Annotated in this window: 12 protein-coding genes; 8 read left to right on the forward strand and 4 right to left on the reverse strand. The window is 49.4% G+C overall.

What is annotated here, in order from left to right:
* Positions 1 to 8 precede the first annotated feature (8 nt).
* Positions 9 to 2,114, forward strand: a complete 2,106-nt coding sequence (locus AC58VC_RS24530; RefSeq protein WP_497372275.1) for a molybdopterin oxidoreductase family protein — start codon at positions 9 to 11, stop codon at positions 2,112 to 2,114.
* 9 nt (positions 2,115 to 2,123) lie between these two features.
* Here the strand turns inward: AC58VC_RS24530 and AC58VC_RS24535 are convergent, their stop codons facing one another.
* Positions 2,124 to 6,476, reverse strand: coding sequence for a DEAD/DEAH box helicase (locus AC58VC_RS24535; RefSeq protein ID WP_497372277.1), 4,353 nt, complete (start codon positions 6,474 to 6,476; stop codon positions 2,124 to 2,126).
* Between the two features lie 195 nt (positions 6,477 to 6,671).
* Between AC58VC_RS24535 and AC58VC_RS24540 the strand changes: the two genes are divergently transcribed.
* Entirely contained in the window at positions 6,672 to 8,696 is a 2,025-nt protein-coding gene (locus tag AC58VC_RS24540) for an S-layer homology domain-containing protein (RefSeq protein ID WP_497372279.1), read from the forward strand.
* Between the two features lie 1,158 nt (positions 8,697 to 9,854).
* On the opposite strand, the gene AC58VC_RS24545 is transcribed toward AC58VC_RS24540, so the two are convergent.
* On the reverse strand, positions 9,855 to 10,040 hold the full coding sequence (locus tag AC58VC_RS24545) for a hypothetical protein (protein WP_127455261.1): 186 nt from the start codon (positions 10,038 to 10,040) through the stop codon (positions 9,855 to 9,857).
* 194 nt (positions 10,041 to 10,234) lie between these two features.
* On the reverse strand, positions 10,235 to 10,456 hold the full coding sequence (locus AC58VC_RS24550) for a helix-turn-helix domain-containing protein (RefSeq protein ID WP_028556998.1): 222 nt from the start codon (positions 10,454 to 10,456) through the stop codon (positions 10,235 to 10,237).
* A gap of 194 nt (positions 10,457 to 10,650) precedes the next feature.
* Here AC58VC_RS24550 and AC58VC_RS24555 point away from each other — a divergent pair, with 194 nt between their 5' ends.
* The 3 genes from AC58VC_RS24555 to AC58VC_RS24565 are packed head-to-tail and all read left to right on the forward strand — an operon-like array spanning position 10,651 to position 13,092.
* The gene (locus tag AC58VC_RS24555; RefSeq protein ID WP_497372281.1) at positions 10,651 to 11,349 is read left to right on the forward strand and encodes a DUF6483 family protein; all 699 of its coding nucleotides are present in this window, start codon (positions 10,651 to 10,653) and stop codon (positions 11,347 to 11,349) included.
* A gap of 17 nt (positions 11,350 to 11,366) precedes the next feature.
* Positions 11,367 to 12,098 (forward strand): class I SAM-dependent methyltransferase, encoded by a 732-nt coding sequence (locus AC58VC_RS24560; RefSeq protein ID WP_497372283.1) that lies wholly within the window; start codon positions 11,367 to 11,369, stop codon positions 12,096 to 12,098.
* A 10-nt stretch (positions 12,099 to 12,108) separates the two neighbouring features.
* The gene (locus tag AC58VC_RS24565; RefSeq protein WP_497372285.1) at positions 12,109 to 13,092 is read left to right on the forward strand and encodes an MBL fold metallo-hydrolase; all 984 of its coding nucleotides are present in this window, start codon (positions 12,109 to 12,111) and stop codon (positions 13,090 to 13,092) included.
* A gap of 281 nt (positions 13,093 to 13,373) precedes the next feature.
* On the opposite strand, the gene AC58VC_RS24570 is transcribed toward AC58VC_RS24565, so the two are convergent.
* Positions 13,374 to 14,336, reverse strand: coding sequence for a phosphatidylglycerophosphatase A family protein (locus AC58VC_RS24570; RefSeq protein WP_497372287.1), 963 nt, complete (start codon positions 14,334 to 14,336; stop codon positions 13,374 to 13,376).
* Positions 14,337 to 14,610: 274 nt separating this feature from the next.
* Between AC58VC_RS24570 and AC58VC_RS24575 the strand changes: the two genes are divergently transcribed.
* The 3 genes from AC58VC_RS24575 (at position 14,611) to AC58VC_RS24585 (ending at position 17,230) form a co-directional block, all read left to right on the forward strand.
* Entirely contained in the window at positions 14,611 to 15,660 is a 1,050-nt protein-coding gene (locus tag AC58VC_RS24575; RefSeq protein ID WP_497372289.1) for a GerMN domain-containing protein, read from the forward strand.
* A 177-nt stretch (positions 15,661 to 15,837) separates the two neighbouring features.
* The gene (rph, locus tag AC58VC_RS24580) at positions 15,838 to 16,596 is read left to right on the forward strand and encodes a ribonuclease PH (protein WP_497372291.1); all 759 of its coding nucleotides are present in this window, start codon (positions 15,838 to 15,840) and stop codon (positions 16,594 to 16,596) included.
* The gene (locus AC58VC_RS24585; RefSeq protein WP_497372293.1) at positions 16,580 to 17,230 is read left to right on the forward strand and encodes an XTP/dITP diphosphatase; all 651 of its coding nucleotides are present in this window, start codon (positions 16,580 to 16,582) and stop codon (positions 17,228 to 17,230) included. The genes rph and AC58VC_RS24585 overlap by 17 nt, the downstream gene beginning before the upstream one ends.
* The last annotated feature ends 17 nt before the right edge of the window (positions 17,231 to 17,247 follow it).

Raw genomic sequence — 17,247 nt, forward strand, 5'->3', positions numbered from 1 at the left:
GGGAGAACATGAAATCACCATTACTAACCATACCGAAAGATCAACCCTCCTCGCATTGCTGCTTCTGCAGCATGCAGTGCGGGCTCGAGATTGTAATAAGCGACAAAACATCGGGTCTCATCACCAAACCAAGTCCGAATTTCCCAGTTGCCACAGGCCGCCTCTGTCAAAAGGGACTGAACGCTTTAGATCATGTTTTTCATACGGAACGTATACTCGAGCCTTTGGCAAAGGTAACTAGCGGGCCAGAGCGCTGGCAAACAGTGACATGGGATCACGCCTATGCCGACATTGCGAATCGCATCCAAAGCCTGCAAGCGGAGTATGGCGCAGATGCAATCGGCGTATACGGCGGCGGATCTTTAACCAATGAAGTTTGTTATTTGCTCGGCAAGTTCACTCGGGTTGCGTTGAGGAGTAAATATATCGATTACAATGGCCGTTACTGTATGTCTTCTGCAGCAGCGGCTTCCAATCAAGCCTTTGGTATTGACCGAGGAATGTCGATGCCTTTGTCTGAAATCCCGAATGCGAAATACATTATACTAGCCGGTACAAATATTGCTGAATGTCAGCCGACTATGATGCCGTATCTGCTTGAAGCGAAGAAGAAAGGCGCAGTAATTGTCACGATTGACCCACGCAATACGATGACTTCCAAGGTTGCTGATATTCACGTTCGTTTACAGCCTGGATTTGATTCTGTGTTTGTGAATGGCCTTCTGCATGTCATGTTGGATGAGAAACTAGTCGATGAACATTTCATTCAAGAACGGACATCGGGCCTCGAGAGCTTGAAGGAAGCGGTGAAATCTTTCACGCCAGAGAGAGTTGAGGAACTGACTGGTGTTCTAGAGCCTGTAATTCGTACCATTGCTCGCGGCTTTGCCAAGGCGGATACAGGAATCGTCCTAACGGCAAGAGGGCTGGAACAGCAATCGAACGGTGTGGAGAATACGCTGAATTATATTAATTTATCTCTGGTCACTGGAAAAATAGGGCGTCAGGGCTGCGGCTATGGCGCCGTAACCGGTCAAGCAAACGGTCAAGGCGGTCGCGAGCATGGTCAAAAAGCCGATCAACTGCCCGGCTATCGCTCTATTGAAGACCCTGCTGCGCGTGAGCATGTTGCCAAAGTATGGGGCATTGATCCCAGCGAACTTCCCGGTAAAGGCGTCTCCGCTTACGAGCTTCTGAAGAAGATCGACGAGGGTGAAATCAAAGCATTAATCGTACTTGGATCCAATCCTCTAGTCTCAAGCCCGAATAACCGCATGGTGGAGCGGGCGCTGCAAAAGTTAGATTTGCTTGTTGTTGTGGATATGTTTGAAACGGAAACGGCGCGATATGCTCACTATATCTTGCCGGGCTCTTCCTTCGCAGAAGCGGAAGGTACAATGACCAATCTGGAGGGGCGTGTGTTCCATCGTCCCAAAGCGATGGAGCTGCCAGGAAACAGCAAGCTCGATTATCATATTATTTGCGAGTTGGCTGAAGCATTGGGGCGCGGGATGTATTTTCAATATGCAGGCATTGAAGACGTGTTTCGCGAACTGGCAGCCGCAACCGCAGGCGGGAAAGCCGATTACAGCGGCATCACGTACCAAAGGCTCCAAGCAGAAAAAGGGCTATTCTGGCCATGTCCAGCTCCTGATCACCCGGGAACACCCTATTTATTCGGAGAACAATTCCATCATCCGGATGGCAAAGCCAAATTGTTCGGCATCCAGCCGAAAATGCCAGCAGAGCCGATCGATAGCGAGTATCCATTCGTTCTGACCACAGGGCGTCTTGCGAACCATTATTTGAGCGGTGTACAAACGCGCCGGACGGAAGCTCTGCACAAGAAAGCTCCCGTTCCCGTCGCAGAAATACATCCATGGCTCGCAAAGCGAATCGGACTTGGCTTGGATAGCAAAATCCGACTTACAAGCCGCCGAGGTTCTCTTGTTTTCGAAGTGAAGGTAACTGAAGGTATTCAGCCTCGTACCGTTTTCGTCCCTTTCCATTGGGGGGATGAGCATTCGATCAACGTGTTGACGAACGATGCGCTTGACCCAACGAGCCGGATGCCGGAATTCAAAATATGTGCTGTACAAGTAGAACGTGCGTAGGGGACCGTATCAGCTTAGTTGGCTAGGCCAAAGAACTAAGCTAGTACGATCTTTTTCTGCGCCTAGAAACTTAAGAACTTCCTGTTCAGGCGCATCAGAGATACGAACACCGTTCCAAGTGTCGATCACGATTTTGCGCAGTTGATGCTGTTTAAGCAATTGCCGAAACATGAGTTTGAGTTCGTGAGCGGCCTCCGACAAGTCATGGTTCTGTGCAGTTAGCTGATAAATGCGTTTACCGTTATTTTCGATCCAATACAACCATTCGCTGCCTTTGAGAGCTAAGTAGTTGCCGCTTTTGCGTGAGAAGGAAATGCCGTGCCTATCGGGCCAGGGGACAAGCAGTCCAAAAGGATTAGCCGGATCGACAGCGCTAACTAGCGTGAAGGAAGACGGATTGTCAGAAGCTTGTGCCGCTGGTTGATGCAGCAGACGGATAAAGTCTTTCGTTGCGAATTGGAGTGCATGTAAATCGGCGATGAACAATCCGCGCACGACAAGTCCCCACTCTTCCAATTGACGCAAAGCGGTATGAATCGCCTCCCAAGGAAACGGGCAAAGCGCAGAGACGAGGTCTTTGGTTATGAGACCATAACGCTCTAACAGATGATGCGTCCACTGCATAGATGAGGATTGTTTATCAAAAGCGGCGTTATGCAGTGTACTTAAGGCATACCAACGGCCAAGTCCTGACTGGAACTTGTCCCCTCTCTTGGAGGGGGAAGTGCCTGTGGCATGAAGCCGCAGCGGTGCGAACTGATCATTAGCTGCCTGACCATCCCAGACGAGCTGGAGCAGCTCTTCTAATAACAGGGAAGGGGTTCTGCCCGTTTCTAGGCCAAGCTTACTTAGAAAAACAGCTCCTTTAGCTTCCATAAGGTTTAGTAGTTCAGGAGAAGAAGCGGGTCTATGGCGCGTCCCAGCAAGACAAGGTTCGAAAAGTGTGGAGCTTTCTGCGAGAAAGAAAGCGATACGACCTTCTTTTTCACCTTCCTCTTTATGACCTATCCAAAAAATCTCGCCTGATGAACATAACATATCTAAGTCCTGTTTCCGGTAGGATAACTGCCTTGTCGGGAAGAAAACGGACTCCCACAGTGAAACGGGCAGGAAGAAGCCTTGCAAATCCGTGATAATTTCCCGCAGTTGCTCCATCCCCGGAACATCTGTTCGATCAGTTAGTTTGCGCATAAGCGGCATGTGTGACAAATAGGTGATTGGAAGAATGGCAGAGCTCTCGCGTCTGAGAATTTGAAGAGACTGGCGTATTAAGCGAGAAGCGACCTTGCTGCTTGTCCAAAGCGACTCCAAATCAGGATCGGCGAAAGGTGCAGGCTCCAATTGGCGGGCAGCGACAGCTTCCTCGATCCAGCGTTCAACTATTACAGCCTCTATATCGTAGCGGTCCGCAAGTTCTTCAGCTGTGAAAGACAACCTCCCGTCCGCATATCTTTGGAAGATAAACGTTCTGGAAAGAGGATCTAAGGTGAGCGAAGCATAGAATTCGACTTCATCGCGGCATATATAACGCGGTTCGCCGGTGAAGGAGGCGGCTGCGGCTTTGCCTTGCTCAAGCAGTTCATTCATCCAGGCCTCAGCAGAGGACTCGGTGGTTGAACCAGCCTTGACGAGCTCGGTGATGGAGGCATCCCCATGTTCTTTTAAAAAAAGAAAGACAGACTGAGCTGACGTCCACGCTTCTTCCGCCCTGGATAGTTTGGTCTCTTCAGCTTCTAGAACTTGAGGACTAATGGCATGACGAACGGTCTCTGCTCCAAAAATATCGGCTGCCATCTGTCGGCTGAAGCCTAGTAATTCTACTTGCAAATCCTGAGATAAGCTATCGGATTCATATATTTTTTGGGCCACATAGTCGGATTGAAATTGAGCGGCCAGAGGGGAAGGGAAGTGATTGCGATGAACGGCAAAGTGGATTTCACCGGCATGAATCGCATCCATAATACTCTGTAAATGTTCCAAATCTACATGCTCTTCCAAGCATTCACGCATGGCCTCTTGAAAAAGTGGAAATCGCTCTTTGTAGGGCAGCGCTTCTTTCATTAACTCCTGACCGCGAAGCCGCTTGAGCCAAGCTGGCATCCTTGTAAAACTGCGGGAAAGCAGCAAGGAGGTTTCTGCAAGCCGCTGGAAGGCCGCTCCGAACATGCCAGACTCGGCAACAGCTCCGATGACCAAATGTTCCGCTTCCTGATAAGAAAGGGACATGATGGCATACACAACAGATTCTTGATAGCTTGGATAAATCAGCTCGATGCCATTATCCTTCGCATTTGTATAGATGGCCGAATGCCCGTTGCGGCTCAGATGCTTCTCTAGCGCCATAAGCCAGGTTCGGTTTATTTTCCTCCCAAACAAGCTGTGCAGCACATAATGGGTTTGGTTCTGCTCATCCGCAAATGTCTCAATTACAATCGTTTGATCCGTTGGTACCGTATTGACCGCAATTTGATTGCGAACGAGCCCAATTAGGGCATGACTGGCTTCTGTATCAAAAAAGTACTGCTCCACGAGCCATTCTTGGACGGAGACATCTCCTTCTGTATGAGACTGTGCGTTCAAACGATCCCGCAGCTCGCGCCAAAGCAGTCCCGTTTGAACCCCGAGCAGATAGGACTTTCCGCCAGTCTCCCCGCGCCAGAAGGGGATCTCGCTGTACCGGTTCTCGGCTTCCTGCACATATATGCGTTCCGGACGCTTGCGAACGATTCGCCATGAAGCCGTGCCAAGCTGGAAGACGTCGCCAATCGACGATTCATGAATGAACTCTTCATCCAGCTCGCCCAGATGAAGGCCAGTTTCGTTATGATGCACGGGATAAGCCGTGCTCTGAGGAATCGTGCCCGCGCCCGTCAGCGCGGCCATCTGTGAGGCCGCTACACGCTCTAAGCGGCCGGTTTCGCGGTCCCATGCGATGAGCGGACGCGCAAAGGGGTAAAGACCCGCGAGCACCTCCAGCATCGCGAGCCATCGCTCCCGCGGCAGCTCGCGGAAGGAGTCGCTCTGCGCGAGCAGGCGCGCGAGGAGCGCGACATCCAGCTCATCGCCCAGCGCCGTCATCGCGACGAGCTGCTGCGCCAGTACATCGAGGCTGCCCCGCGGGATGCGGATGGCCTCGATGTCGCGCGCGGCGATCCGCCGGCTGATCACGGCGAGCTCCGGCAGCAGGCTGCGGCTGCGCGCGAGCAGCACGCCGCGGCTGATGCTGCCGACGGCATGGCCGGCACGGCCGATCCGCTGGATGCCTGCGGCAGCGGTGAAAGGCGAGTCGATCTGGATGACCAGATCGACATGGCCGACGTCGATGCCGAGCTCCAGCGACGAGGTAGCGACCAGGCAGCGAAGCTCGCCGGCTTTGAGCTGGCGCTCGACCTCGAGCCGGATCTCGCGGGCTACGCTGCCGTGATGGCTTCGCGCGATCTCATGACCGACATGGTCATTGAGTCGCAAGGTCAACCGCTCGCACAACCTGCGGCTGTTTGCGAAGATGAGTACCGTGCGGCAGCCTTCCATTAGCTGCAGCACACGTTCTACAAGAGGCGTCCAGATGGCCTCTTTATCCGCTGCGGCTCGCGCTGGCTCCGGCATCGTCACCTGCAGGGCGTAGTGCTTTTCGGCTTTGCTCTCGATAATTGCGACAGGGCGCGGCTCGCCTTCTTCCCATCCGCCGAGAAAACGTGCGACGCGTTCGATTGGCTTTTGAGTGGCGGAGACACCGATTCGCTGAACGGATCGGCCGCACCACATGTCTAGCCTTTCCAGCGTCAGCGACAAGTGCATCCCGCGCTTATCCGCTGCCAGATCGTGAATCTCGTCGATGACGACTTGTTCCACGCTCTTGAGCATTTCTCTTGCGCGCGGCGAGGTGAGCAGCAGGTAGAGTGACTCTGGCGTGGTCACCAGCAGATCAGGCGGATGCTTCAACATAGAGGCTCGCGTGCTCTGGGTGGTATCGCCAGTGCGAACGCCGACACGCAGCCCGTGCCAGGTCGTGTCCTTTTCAAATGAGGCAGCAAGCTCCTCGATCTCCGTCATAAAATGAAACAAATGATCATGAATATCATTATTTAGCGCTTTTAGCGGCGTAACCACCAGCACGCGAACACCAGGTGCGTAAGGCTCGCCGCCAGCCTGTTTCTTTTTCACAACACCGTCCATACAAGGCAGTAAGGCTGCTAATGTTTTACCTGAACCCGTAGGGGAAGAGATGAGGGTATGCTTTCTGGCGTTAATCTCTTTCCACGCCATCTTCTGTACGTCGGTGGGCTCGCCAAAGCGTGAATGGAACCACTCTGTCAGAATTGGGTGAAAATGAGATAGAGGTCCCTCTGCATGTGCCTTCATTTCGTTCGCTCCCTTGCTCGTAATTTCTTCCAACATAGCATAATGTAGGCGCTTTCGCCAATTAGGTGTCCGTTAGGGTCTATTGCGTGAAATAGTGAAAGGAAAATAAAAGTCCACCCTCCTAAAAATAACCAATTCGACGAATTGATCTGATACATGTAATTATTTAAGGTGAAGGAGTGTGAGTGAAGCTTGATGTTCAAAAAAGTAATCGCGACGGGTCTTGCTTTTGTAACGATCATGGGGAGCAGCACAGCCGTTTTAGCCAAAGACAATGGCAATGGAAATCGGAAAGATGACGGAAAAGTCGAAATCCATCTCACTTTTAACGATTTAAAAACCGCGGAATGGGCCATACGCTATATCGCAAGTTTAGCGTCGAAGCGTGTATTTGAGGGGTATGAGGATGGTACATTTAAACCGCAAAACACCGTTTCACGCATTGAAGCTATTACGGCAGCTGTTCGTCTTATGGGGCTTCGCAGCCAAGCAGAATCTTCAACCGAAATGAGTACTCACCTCAATTTTAAAGATGCTAATCAAGTTCCTGCTTGGGCGGTAGGGTATGTAGCTGTTGCATTAGAAAACGACTTGTTTTCTGAAAATGACGACTCCGTTCAGCCTCAGAAAGAAGGCGATCGGTTATGGGCGACAACGCTTTTGGTCAAAGCTCTGAAGCTGGACGCTCAGGCCAAAGCAAAGATGAATACGACCCTGCCGTTCAAGGATGCGAAGCAAATCCCAGCAGGATCAGTTGGTTATATTGCTGTGGCTATTGAAAAAGGCCTAGTAGATGGCTTCGAAGATAACACGTTCAGGCCTAATCAGCCGGTTACTCGAGCTCAGCTTGCGGCATTGCTTGATCGTACAGGCGGTCAATTGCCGGATCAAGGGAATAACACACTGACGGGAACTGTAAACAGCGTTGTTAATGGGAACGCATTAGTGATGACTACTTCAGGCACGACATCCACCTTTTCCTTGCATCCGGAAGTTTACGTTTACAAGAACGGAGTGAAAATCAGTCCTTCTGCTCTGCAAGCTGGAGACGAAGTGAGTGTGCGGACTTTTAACAGTCAAATTATTTATATTGAAGTCACCAAACCCATGCAAACGATCATCAACAGCGGTACCGTTAGTGCAGTGGTTGCCAACAATACACTAACGCTTACCAAATCGGGTGTTACGTCGTCCTTACAGTTCCACCCTGATGTTGTCGCTTATCGTAATGGTGTGAGAATTAATCCGTATGAGCTGAAAATTGGGGATGAAATCAACATCCGCACCTCGGATAACAAAGTCATCTATGTTGAGGTGACCAAATCGGTTGTTCCAATATCCAGCAACGGTACAGTCTCTGCTGTCGTTAGCAGTAATGTGCTGAAGCTTATCAAATCAGGAGTTACAACAGACTATACGCTGCATCCAGAAGTCGTTATTTATCGCAATGGGGTAAAAGTTGCTGCTTCTGCCCTACAGGTTGGCGATGTGGTGAACGTTCGGACTTCGGACAATAAAGTTATCTTTATTGAAGTAACACAAACGGCGCAAGCGATTACGAATAGCGGAACGATCACGGCGGCTGTGACGAATAATGTACTTAAACTCAAGCAGGATAACTTCAATTTTGAAATAGCGCTGCACCCGGATGTTGTCGTTTATCGCAATGGCCTGAAAGTGGCGCTAGCTGCACTTCAAATTGGCGATGAAGTCAACGTTCGCACCTCGGAGAACAAAGTCATTTATATTGAAGTTACCAAAATGGTGCAGCCTATCACGAACAACGGCACGGTTAGCGCCGCAGTCAGCAACAATGAATTGAAGCTAACGAAGTCGGGTGTAGCGACGGCTTTTGCTTTGCATCCGGATGTCATCGTCTATCGTGGCGGCGTGAAGGTTAGAGCCATTGACCTTAAAGTAGGCGACGAAGTTGATATCCGCACCTCCGACAATAAAGTTATCTACATTGAAGTAACGAAAATGGTCGACGAGAATTTGCCATTTGATCTGCAAGGGAAATTAAAAGGAACCACGCTCAATGCCCAAGGCGGTCTTGCCACGATTACTATCGTGCAATCCATTAATGGCAAGGATCAGACGACCGTGTATCAAGTTGCTTCTAGTGTGACCGTTTCGGGCAACTTGGCATTGTTTAAGGAAGGTCGGCTTGTTCAGTTGAAGGGCGCGAATAAGGTCGTGACTTCTATAACAGTTAAGTGATAGTGCTGGACTCGGGGAGATAGGGAAAAAGGTAGAAAAAGAGAGAAGAAGGAGCCCTGGATGGGGCTTCTTTTTTTTGTGGGAACTGGGGTGCGCTATTTTGCTGATTTTACCTGTTGAACTCGCCATGCGGGTCGAATGACCCTGTAGTTCTGCTCAGGGAGGAAACAGCTCGGTTTTCTCCGAATAGAGGAGTCTAGTTCCCTGAGAAATGCCTTGAGAAGTCTTAGCCGGATTCCGCGCTAGGTTTTTTTGAATTTGTTATTGGCAGTTGAGTGGAAGTTTGCGGTTTGGTGAATCACGTGATTGGATGGTGGGGGTTAGTAAAGTAGCTAGCACTAAAATTTGACGGAGTTTGATTCGTCAGGTTTTTCTTTTGTCACTGGCTCTAACTCCACCCGAGCTATCCCTGTATCTAACGAATGTCTCACCGACACGCAAACTGCCCATTTTAGCTTGTAAAACCAACTTAACTCTCGCGGGGAGCCCCTCCTGGGCGCAAAGTGACTCTATAACGCTGTTTTTCGACGCTACCGCATGCTCGACGAGCAAACTGCCCGTTTTAGCGTTGAAAAACAAGCTTAACTCTCGCAGCGAGCCCCTCCTGGGCGCAAAGTGACTCTATAACGCTGTTTTTCGACGCTATCGCATGCTCGACGCGCAAACTGGCCGCTTTAGCGTTGTAAAACAAGCTTAACTCTAGCGGAAGGCCCATATTTGGGCGCAAGGGAAGCTGTAGCGATTCGCGAGTGGTCACTGCTCATGGATGTGTGTCACCCTAGTTTGCCCCAGCCGGGTAGATCAGTAACTCGAGAATGTCGAAAAGGCCTTCTCAAGTGAAGTAGAAGTCGTGTAGGCCGTGAAACGTCCGAAAAGGCTGCCTCAACTGCACTTTTCCTCGGAAACAGGGGGCATGCTTGCGTGAGCAGTCAGAAAGGGCATTCTCACTCCGTCACTAAGACGTAGCATTATTGTGAGAAGTCCAAAATGGACGTCTCACTGACGTGACGCACAAACTGACCATTTTCCGCTTCTTAGATTTAGCTCTTGCTGACATTGAAGATTATTTTCATCGAAAACGGAGGCAATGCTGCGAGCGGTCGAAAAAGGCACCGTCCCCACCCCTCCTGACTTACCGCCGAGCAACAAAAAAGCCCATTAATAATGGGCTAATATCACAGCAATATCATTATCATTGAATTGGAAGGCGCCTTCCTCTGATTTCGTGAAATGATGGCCCCTTGACTCAATATACTGGCAGAGACGAAAAAGAATGCCCGGTTCCACATTCAGGAGTTCTGACAAGGAAAACACATTTTTTTGCTCGGTAATCATTTCGATCATGGATTGAAATAGCCCCCTAAAGGTGTGATGTACTTGTTTGTTATTATCATAGTACATGCATAGGATCATATACTGTCGAAACGTTGGGTTAACAAAACGTTCACTTTTTCACGGCTGCCAGTAGCAACATAAAAGCCCTCGAATCCTCCAATAGGAGGCCTCGAAGGCTTACATGGATCCCTTTGCTGACGGAATCAGATCTTTAATTCCCCAAGCTTGATCAGTTCTACAACCGCTTGTGAACGACCCTTTACGTTCAGCTTTTGCATGACATTGGAAATATGATTTCTCACAGTTTTTTCACTGATAAAAAGCTGCTGTGCGATATCTTTCGTCGTTTTGTCCTGCACTAATAGTTCGAATACTTCGCGTTCGCGGTTCGTAAGTAGAAATTTGTTTTTGTGGTCGCTGCCCATGGATGTGTGTCACCCCTCCTTGCTCGGGTATTGGGAAATACAAGGTTAAGGGATACAGTCAAAATTAGTTTATGAAGGGCTGCTGCCAATGGTGCGGCAATGTGCAAAAATAGGCGATATCCGCTTTTGAGTTTCTATCCGAGGCATGGTAAGCTGAAACGAGGTATATCATTTGGGCAAAGGAGGATGTTCTAATGTTCAAACGTGACTATTTTATGCGGCAGATTGAGCAGATGACTCAGGTACTGCATCGGATTCTTTTTAATAAGGAACATGTTCCACTGGCAGATGCCCAGCAGCAGCTGGATGAAGCTAGCCGGCATTTACTCGGGCTCAATGTTCGTTCATTACAGGCTTTATCAAGCAAGGATATCCTAGAACTGCTCTCTTATAACGGAAATTTGGATACGGCAAAAGCAATGGTCATTGGGGATATGTTCGTTGGCCACGGAGATCTGCTGAAGCAGCATGATCAAACGGATGAGGCCTATCGTGCGTATGTAAAATCTCTTGATTTACTGCTCCACTTGTCTCTGTCTCCTGAGGTTAATCCCAAGGATGATGAGAATGTAGAGATAGCTGCTCGCATACAAACCAGTCTGGACCGACTTAGGACATGGATGGTTCCGGAGGATATGAAGAGGTTGCTTTTTTCCCATTATGACAAACAAGGCGATTACGCGAAGGCCGAGGACGTGCTGTTTCATTATATGGAGGACCATCCGGACCAATCGGAGTTCCTGTGGCAAGGTGTTGCATTTTATGAAACATTGTTAGATAAGGAAGAAGGTTTGCTCGAAGCTGGCAACTTTAGTCAGGAAGAAGCCGCCGATAGCTTGCGACAGGTACAGCGGAAATTGGACTCTTTTGAAATTCCTAACGATTATAAATAGAAATTGCAGGTGATAAAATGGCTTGGTATCAGGAAAGCTTTGGAAATGATTATTTATTAGTTTATAAGCATCGGGATATGCAAGGCGCTTATCATGAAGTGAAAAAAATGATTGATTGGCTTGACCTGAAGCAAGGGGCCGAAGTATTGGATTTGTGCTGCGGGATGGGGCGTCACTCGCTCGCTCTGGCTGATTTTGGATACGAAATTACGGGTGTTGACTTGTCTGAAGTGCTTTTGAATGAAGCTGTACAACTGGATAAGCAGAAACGTGTGACTTGGGTGCGCGGTGATATGCGGGAAGTTCCCCTGGGGCGTCAGTTTGATGCGGTTGTGAACTTGTTTACTTCGTTTGGATATTTTGACGAGGAAGACCAGAATGCCAAGGTGTTTTATGAGATGAATCGTCTTTTAAAAGAGGACGGTCGTTTTATTATCGATTTCCTGAATCCGATTTATGTTCAAGCCCATCTTGTTCCGCAATCGCAGCGGGTGGAGGGAGACATTCAAATTCTCGAAACGAGAGCCATTGAAGATGGCTGCGTGCGTAAGCGAATTGTGATATCGCAGCAGGGCACTCCTGAACGGCAGTATCTGGAACAGGTGAAATTATACGACCGAACGGCGTTCGAGGCAATGCTGCAAAAAGCAGGTTTACATATTGATCACGTATATGGCAGTTATGACGGTCATTCTTATGAGGCTGATGTATCGTGCCGGATGATTTTTGTAGGGCATAAGGAAGGATGACTACTAGCAGATGAACATCGTAACCGAACATACAGATGAAATTACTCAAGTGAAGGTGCCGCTGCCTTTTCCGCTTCGATGGGTGAATGCTTACCTAATCCGCGGCAGCAAAGGCTACACCGTCATTGATCCGGGACTGCATACCCCGGATGCAGAGGCGCTCTGGCTGCAGGTGCTGCAGGAGCGTGGAATCGGCTTCGAGCACGTCGAGCAAATCGTGCTCACCCACCACCATCCGGATCACTACGGGATGGCAGGTTGGTTCCAGGAGCGCACGGGCGCGCCGGTCCTCCTCTCGGAGACCGGACTTGCGCAAGTGCAGCTCCTGTGGGGACCTGAGCAGCCGATGTCGGAGCGGTTGCTGACGCTTTTTGCCCGGCATGGCTTCCCGGAAGCCGGGCTGGTCGAGATGACGAAGCACATGGTGAGCTTCGTCGATTTGGTTTCCCCGCAGCCGCAGGTTACGCTGCTGCGAGAAGGCCCTGTGCGCCTCGGGAACCGCGTGTACGAAGCCATTGAGACCCCCGGCCATGCCGCGGGTCACCTGGTCTTCTACGACGCTGAGGCGGAGGTGATTTTTTGCGGCGACCACGTCCTGCCGCAAATATCGCCGAACGTTTCCTTCCTCCCGCAGGTGGAAGAAAACCCGCTCGGCGAGTACCTGCGCAGCCTGCAGGAGATCGGCAAGCTGCAGGTCAAGATGGCTTACCCGGGGCACCGGGAGCCTTGGTCTGGCTTTGGCGCACGCACAGAGGAGCTGGTGCGCCATCATCATGAGCGGCTTGCGCTCATGGAGGGTCAGCTAAGCGCGCCGCTTAGCGCTTATGAGGTGTGCCGCGCGACCTTCGGCGACCGGCTTAGCGTGCATCAGATGAGGTTCGCGTTGTCGGAGACGATCGCTCACCTCATCCTGTTGGAAGCGGAGGGCCGCGTCCAGCAGGTCGATCCTGCCGCGGAGCTTGTTCGCTACGTAGCCACCACCCGCGATGCGTAGGTTCTTAGCACTTGCGCTTAGCCCATGAGCTCAGCTCATGGGCCGCACCTGCCCATTTGATGTAAAACATACATCAAATCCAGCCTTTATCCACGAATACAACTCAAATCAAGCAAAAAGTACATCAAATTCGCCAGCTAATCGCGATAATGGACAATATCACAATTTTTGATGTATCAATTACATCAAAACCGTCCATAACCTCAGCGCTAAGCGAAATTTGATGTACTTTTTACATCTCATGGCGGAGCTAACCGCTCCATACTGGCACCAACCCCACCTTATTTCAAAGGCTTGCTATAAGTAGGAATATTATTATGCGCTAACCGACCGCAGGCCGCCGCCACAATGCCGCAAACCATATCGTCAATAAACGTATTGCATTTCCCCTCGGAGTGATCGCTGTCCAGCTCTTTAATGATCCCGATTTTCTCTTTGTCCAAGTAACCGAAATTCGTAAGCGCAATCGTTCCATACATCAGCGGAACAGCGGTTGCGATGCTTTCATCTACCCCGAAAAGCCCTTCGTCTTGCCCGACAATATGATTATATTGCGGATTGAATTCTCCGGCTTCGACGGCGGTATCTATTTTGATCGCCAGCTGCAGCGCGTGGAAGGTCATCTGTTTGCGCAGCACGGCGACAATATGTTCTTCACATAGGCTCCGCTCCATGTCCGGATTGTAGGGACGCTGAAGTTGATCTAGAATCTCCACCATATCCTCAAGCTGGACGCCTCTCTCAGCAAGCAGTGCGAGATTACGCTGCGAATAATCGACTTTTACATTCTCCGAAATGATGACACTTGCTGTTGAGGCGACAATCGCGCAAATCCCTTTTGAAATAAACGATTTAGGACGTTTTGTCGGAAAGAAAAAGCGGAATTTACAATCCAAGAAGCCAAAAAGGGAGGCTGCGCCGCTGCCATACAAGCCACAGATGGACATGGCGATGGTGCGGTGCACATTGTAGGCAGGATCTTTCATACTTGCTAGCAGCTCGGAATCATGTTTGACCTTTTTTTGCAGCTCCATGAGTGTAGTCATCACATTATAAGTCTCTGTTTTGCTCAAAACTCCTAATAAAGTCGTGGTGATCATGTCATAAGGGATTTTTTTGGTGCCTTTGATTTCCACAAGCAGGCGGGCAACAGCCTCTTCGATGACGGCTTGCGGATAGTGACTGAAAACTTCGTCCCGGAATTCGTTGAAAATGAGCGTTTTATCTTTGAGGAATGTTCTCATCTGTGCGCCTCCAGTTAGATCAAATCTGTCTATTTTTACAAGTATAGCATATTAAGGTAAGATGCCGAAAAAGGCAGGGATTCATCAGAAAAAGAGTGGAGAATTCTCTTTAACTACTTTTTTGAGCAGGTGGACAAAAAGTAGTTATAAATCGGACAAAGCCTCGTATACATAATAATACGAAAAAGCAATGTACAGGCCATGCCGAAAAGTAAATATGCGGCAGACGCTTCAGAAGAGGCTTCTGCGAAAACTCGAAGGAGGAAATAAGCAAATGAAACATCAACATTGGATTCGTTCAGCCGCTATCGCGGGGGTGATTGCCTTGCTGACCACAGGATGTTCGGTCCTGGGCACTGGGAAGAAAGCTGACATTGATGCACCTCCGACCACGGGTGCGGAAGCTGACGTTAAGACGACATCAGCCGCGGTCACGATCGATATGATCGACGATAATTCATCTCAGATGACGGTGTATGTGAAGGATGCCAAAGGTTTCGTCGCTCCGCTCAGTCTGGGATTACCGAAATCGGTGTCGGTTGCGAAGACGACGCTTGAGTACATGGTGGACGGCGGTCCGGTCGCAAGCTTGCTCCCATCTGGATTCGAGGCCTTGCTGCCGAAAGGAACGAAAGTCATTAGTTTAAATGTCACATCAGACAAACGCGCGATCGTTGATTTCTCAAAAGAGTTTCTCACGTATGATCAGCAAAATGAAAGAAAAATATTAGAAGCTATCACTTGGAATTTGACAAACTTCCCAACGGTAGAGAAAGTACAGCTGCGTGTTGATGGTAAGGACCTCAAGGAAATGCCAAAAGGCAAAACCCCACTAGATGCTCCGTTGGCTCGTTCAATGGGGATTAACCTTGAGAAGGCAGAGGATGCGGAATTCGGTCAATCCACGCCGGTCACGCTCTACTTCCTTAATCAAAACGATCAAAACTATAAATATTATGTACCTGTGACAAGGCTCGTCAAAAGAACGGATAATGTCGCTAAAGCCGTAGTTGACCAGCTGATAAAAGGGCCTGATCAGAAGAAAGGGCTGGCTAGCGTTCTGAACGCCGCAACGGAAGTGAAAAGCATTAATCCGGCTGACGCTTTGATTACGGTTGACTTCTCGAATAAGCTGCTTGGCGCCGATCAGAAAGCGCCAGAAGATGCTCTGAAATCGGTAATTCTTTCCTTGACGGAGAATACCGGCTTTAAGGAAGTTCAAATCAAAGTAGATGGCGCAGTGAAATTTACATCTTCGGATAGTACTCAGAACTATACGAAGCCTGTAGCGAGACCAGCTCATATTAATCCGACTAAGTTATAATCAGCTTGCGTCGCTCCATAGACCTCTATGCAAAGAATTCTTGCATAGAGGTTTTCTCTTTCTTTTGATCAGCCGGGCATCATTGTCGTGATAAGGGTGCTTTTCTCCGGCTACTTTGTTACAATGGGGCGAGAGTATTCAGCTTCCCTTGGAAGCGACAGGAGGAGAACACGATTTATGCGAATTGGCGGAAGAACAAATGAAGAATTACGCCCAATGAAAATAACCCCCCATTATATAAAACATGCAGAAGGCTCCGTGCTAATTGAGGTCGGGGATACGAAAGTGATTTGCACAGCAACGGTGGAAGAGCGTGTCCCGCCTTTTATGAAAGGACAAGGCAAAGGCTGGGTAACCGCGGAATATTCCATGCTGCCTCGTGCCACGCAAGTTAGAAATCAACGTGAAGCTGCCAAAGGCAAGCTAGGCGGGCGGACGATGGAGATCCAGCGTTTGATCGGTCGGGCGCTTCGTTCTGTAGTTAACTTAGAAGCTTTAGGTGAGAGATCCATTACATTAGACTGTGATGTTATCCAAGCAGATGGAGGTACTCGTACCACTTCGATTACCGGTGCATTCGTAGCCATGGCTTTTGCGATTAACAAGCTTGCCACAGATAAAAACTTGGCCAAGTTTCCGATTAACGACTTTTTGGCTTCTGTTTCTGTTGGCGTTATCGGCCAAACACCGCGTCTGGATCTCAACTATGAAGAGGATTCACAGGCTAAGGTGGATATGAACGTTGTGATGACGGGGCAGGGCCAATTTGTAGAAATCCAGGGAACCGGCGAGGATTCTCCTTTTTCACGCAAGGAATTGGATGAGCTGCTTGCTCTTGCAGAGATAGGGATTCATACCATGATTGAAGAGCAGTCTAAAGTGCTAGGCCCTATAGCGGATCGTATTCGGGGTGTACAACATGCGGCTACGAAGTAATATCGTTGTAATTGCAACACGCAATGAAGGGAAAGTTAAGGAGTTTGAATGTCTTTTTGGCGCAAAAGGGTACAAAGTCCGCAGTTTGGCTGATTATACGGATCTTCCCGAAATCGTCGAAAGCGGAAAGACGTTTGCGGAGAATGCGCGAATCAAAGCGCAAATTATTTCGGCGCATCTCCATGTACCGGTGCTTGCAGATGACTCAGGCTTGTGCGTGAAGGCGCTTGGCGGTGATCCTGGTGTTTACTCGGCCAGATATGCCGGAGAAAACGCAACGGATGCAGCCAACAATAACAAGCTGCTTCAAGCTTTGAGCGATTCAGCGCCAGCTAATGACTTGTCAATGGAAACGGGACATCCGAAGTTTTTGAGCGAGGCTTCGTTTGTTTGTGCGCTTACGCTTATTGACCCCGTTGCGAATGAAACCATTGAGGCCGAGGATTCTTGCCCGGGTTACATTATAGGGGAACCGCGCGGAGAGAGTGGCTTCGGCTACGACCCGCTGTTTTACATTCCCGCTCTAGGCAGAACCATGGCGGAGCTTACGGTGGAAGAAAAAAATGAAATCAGCCATCGCGCTAAAGCGTTACGATTGTTCTTGGATAGGCTTCCTGATCAAAACGAATCCTAATAAAAAAGTCCTGCTTC

The sequence above is a fragment of the Paenibacillus sp. J22R67 genome (assembly GCF_059692175.1).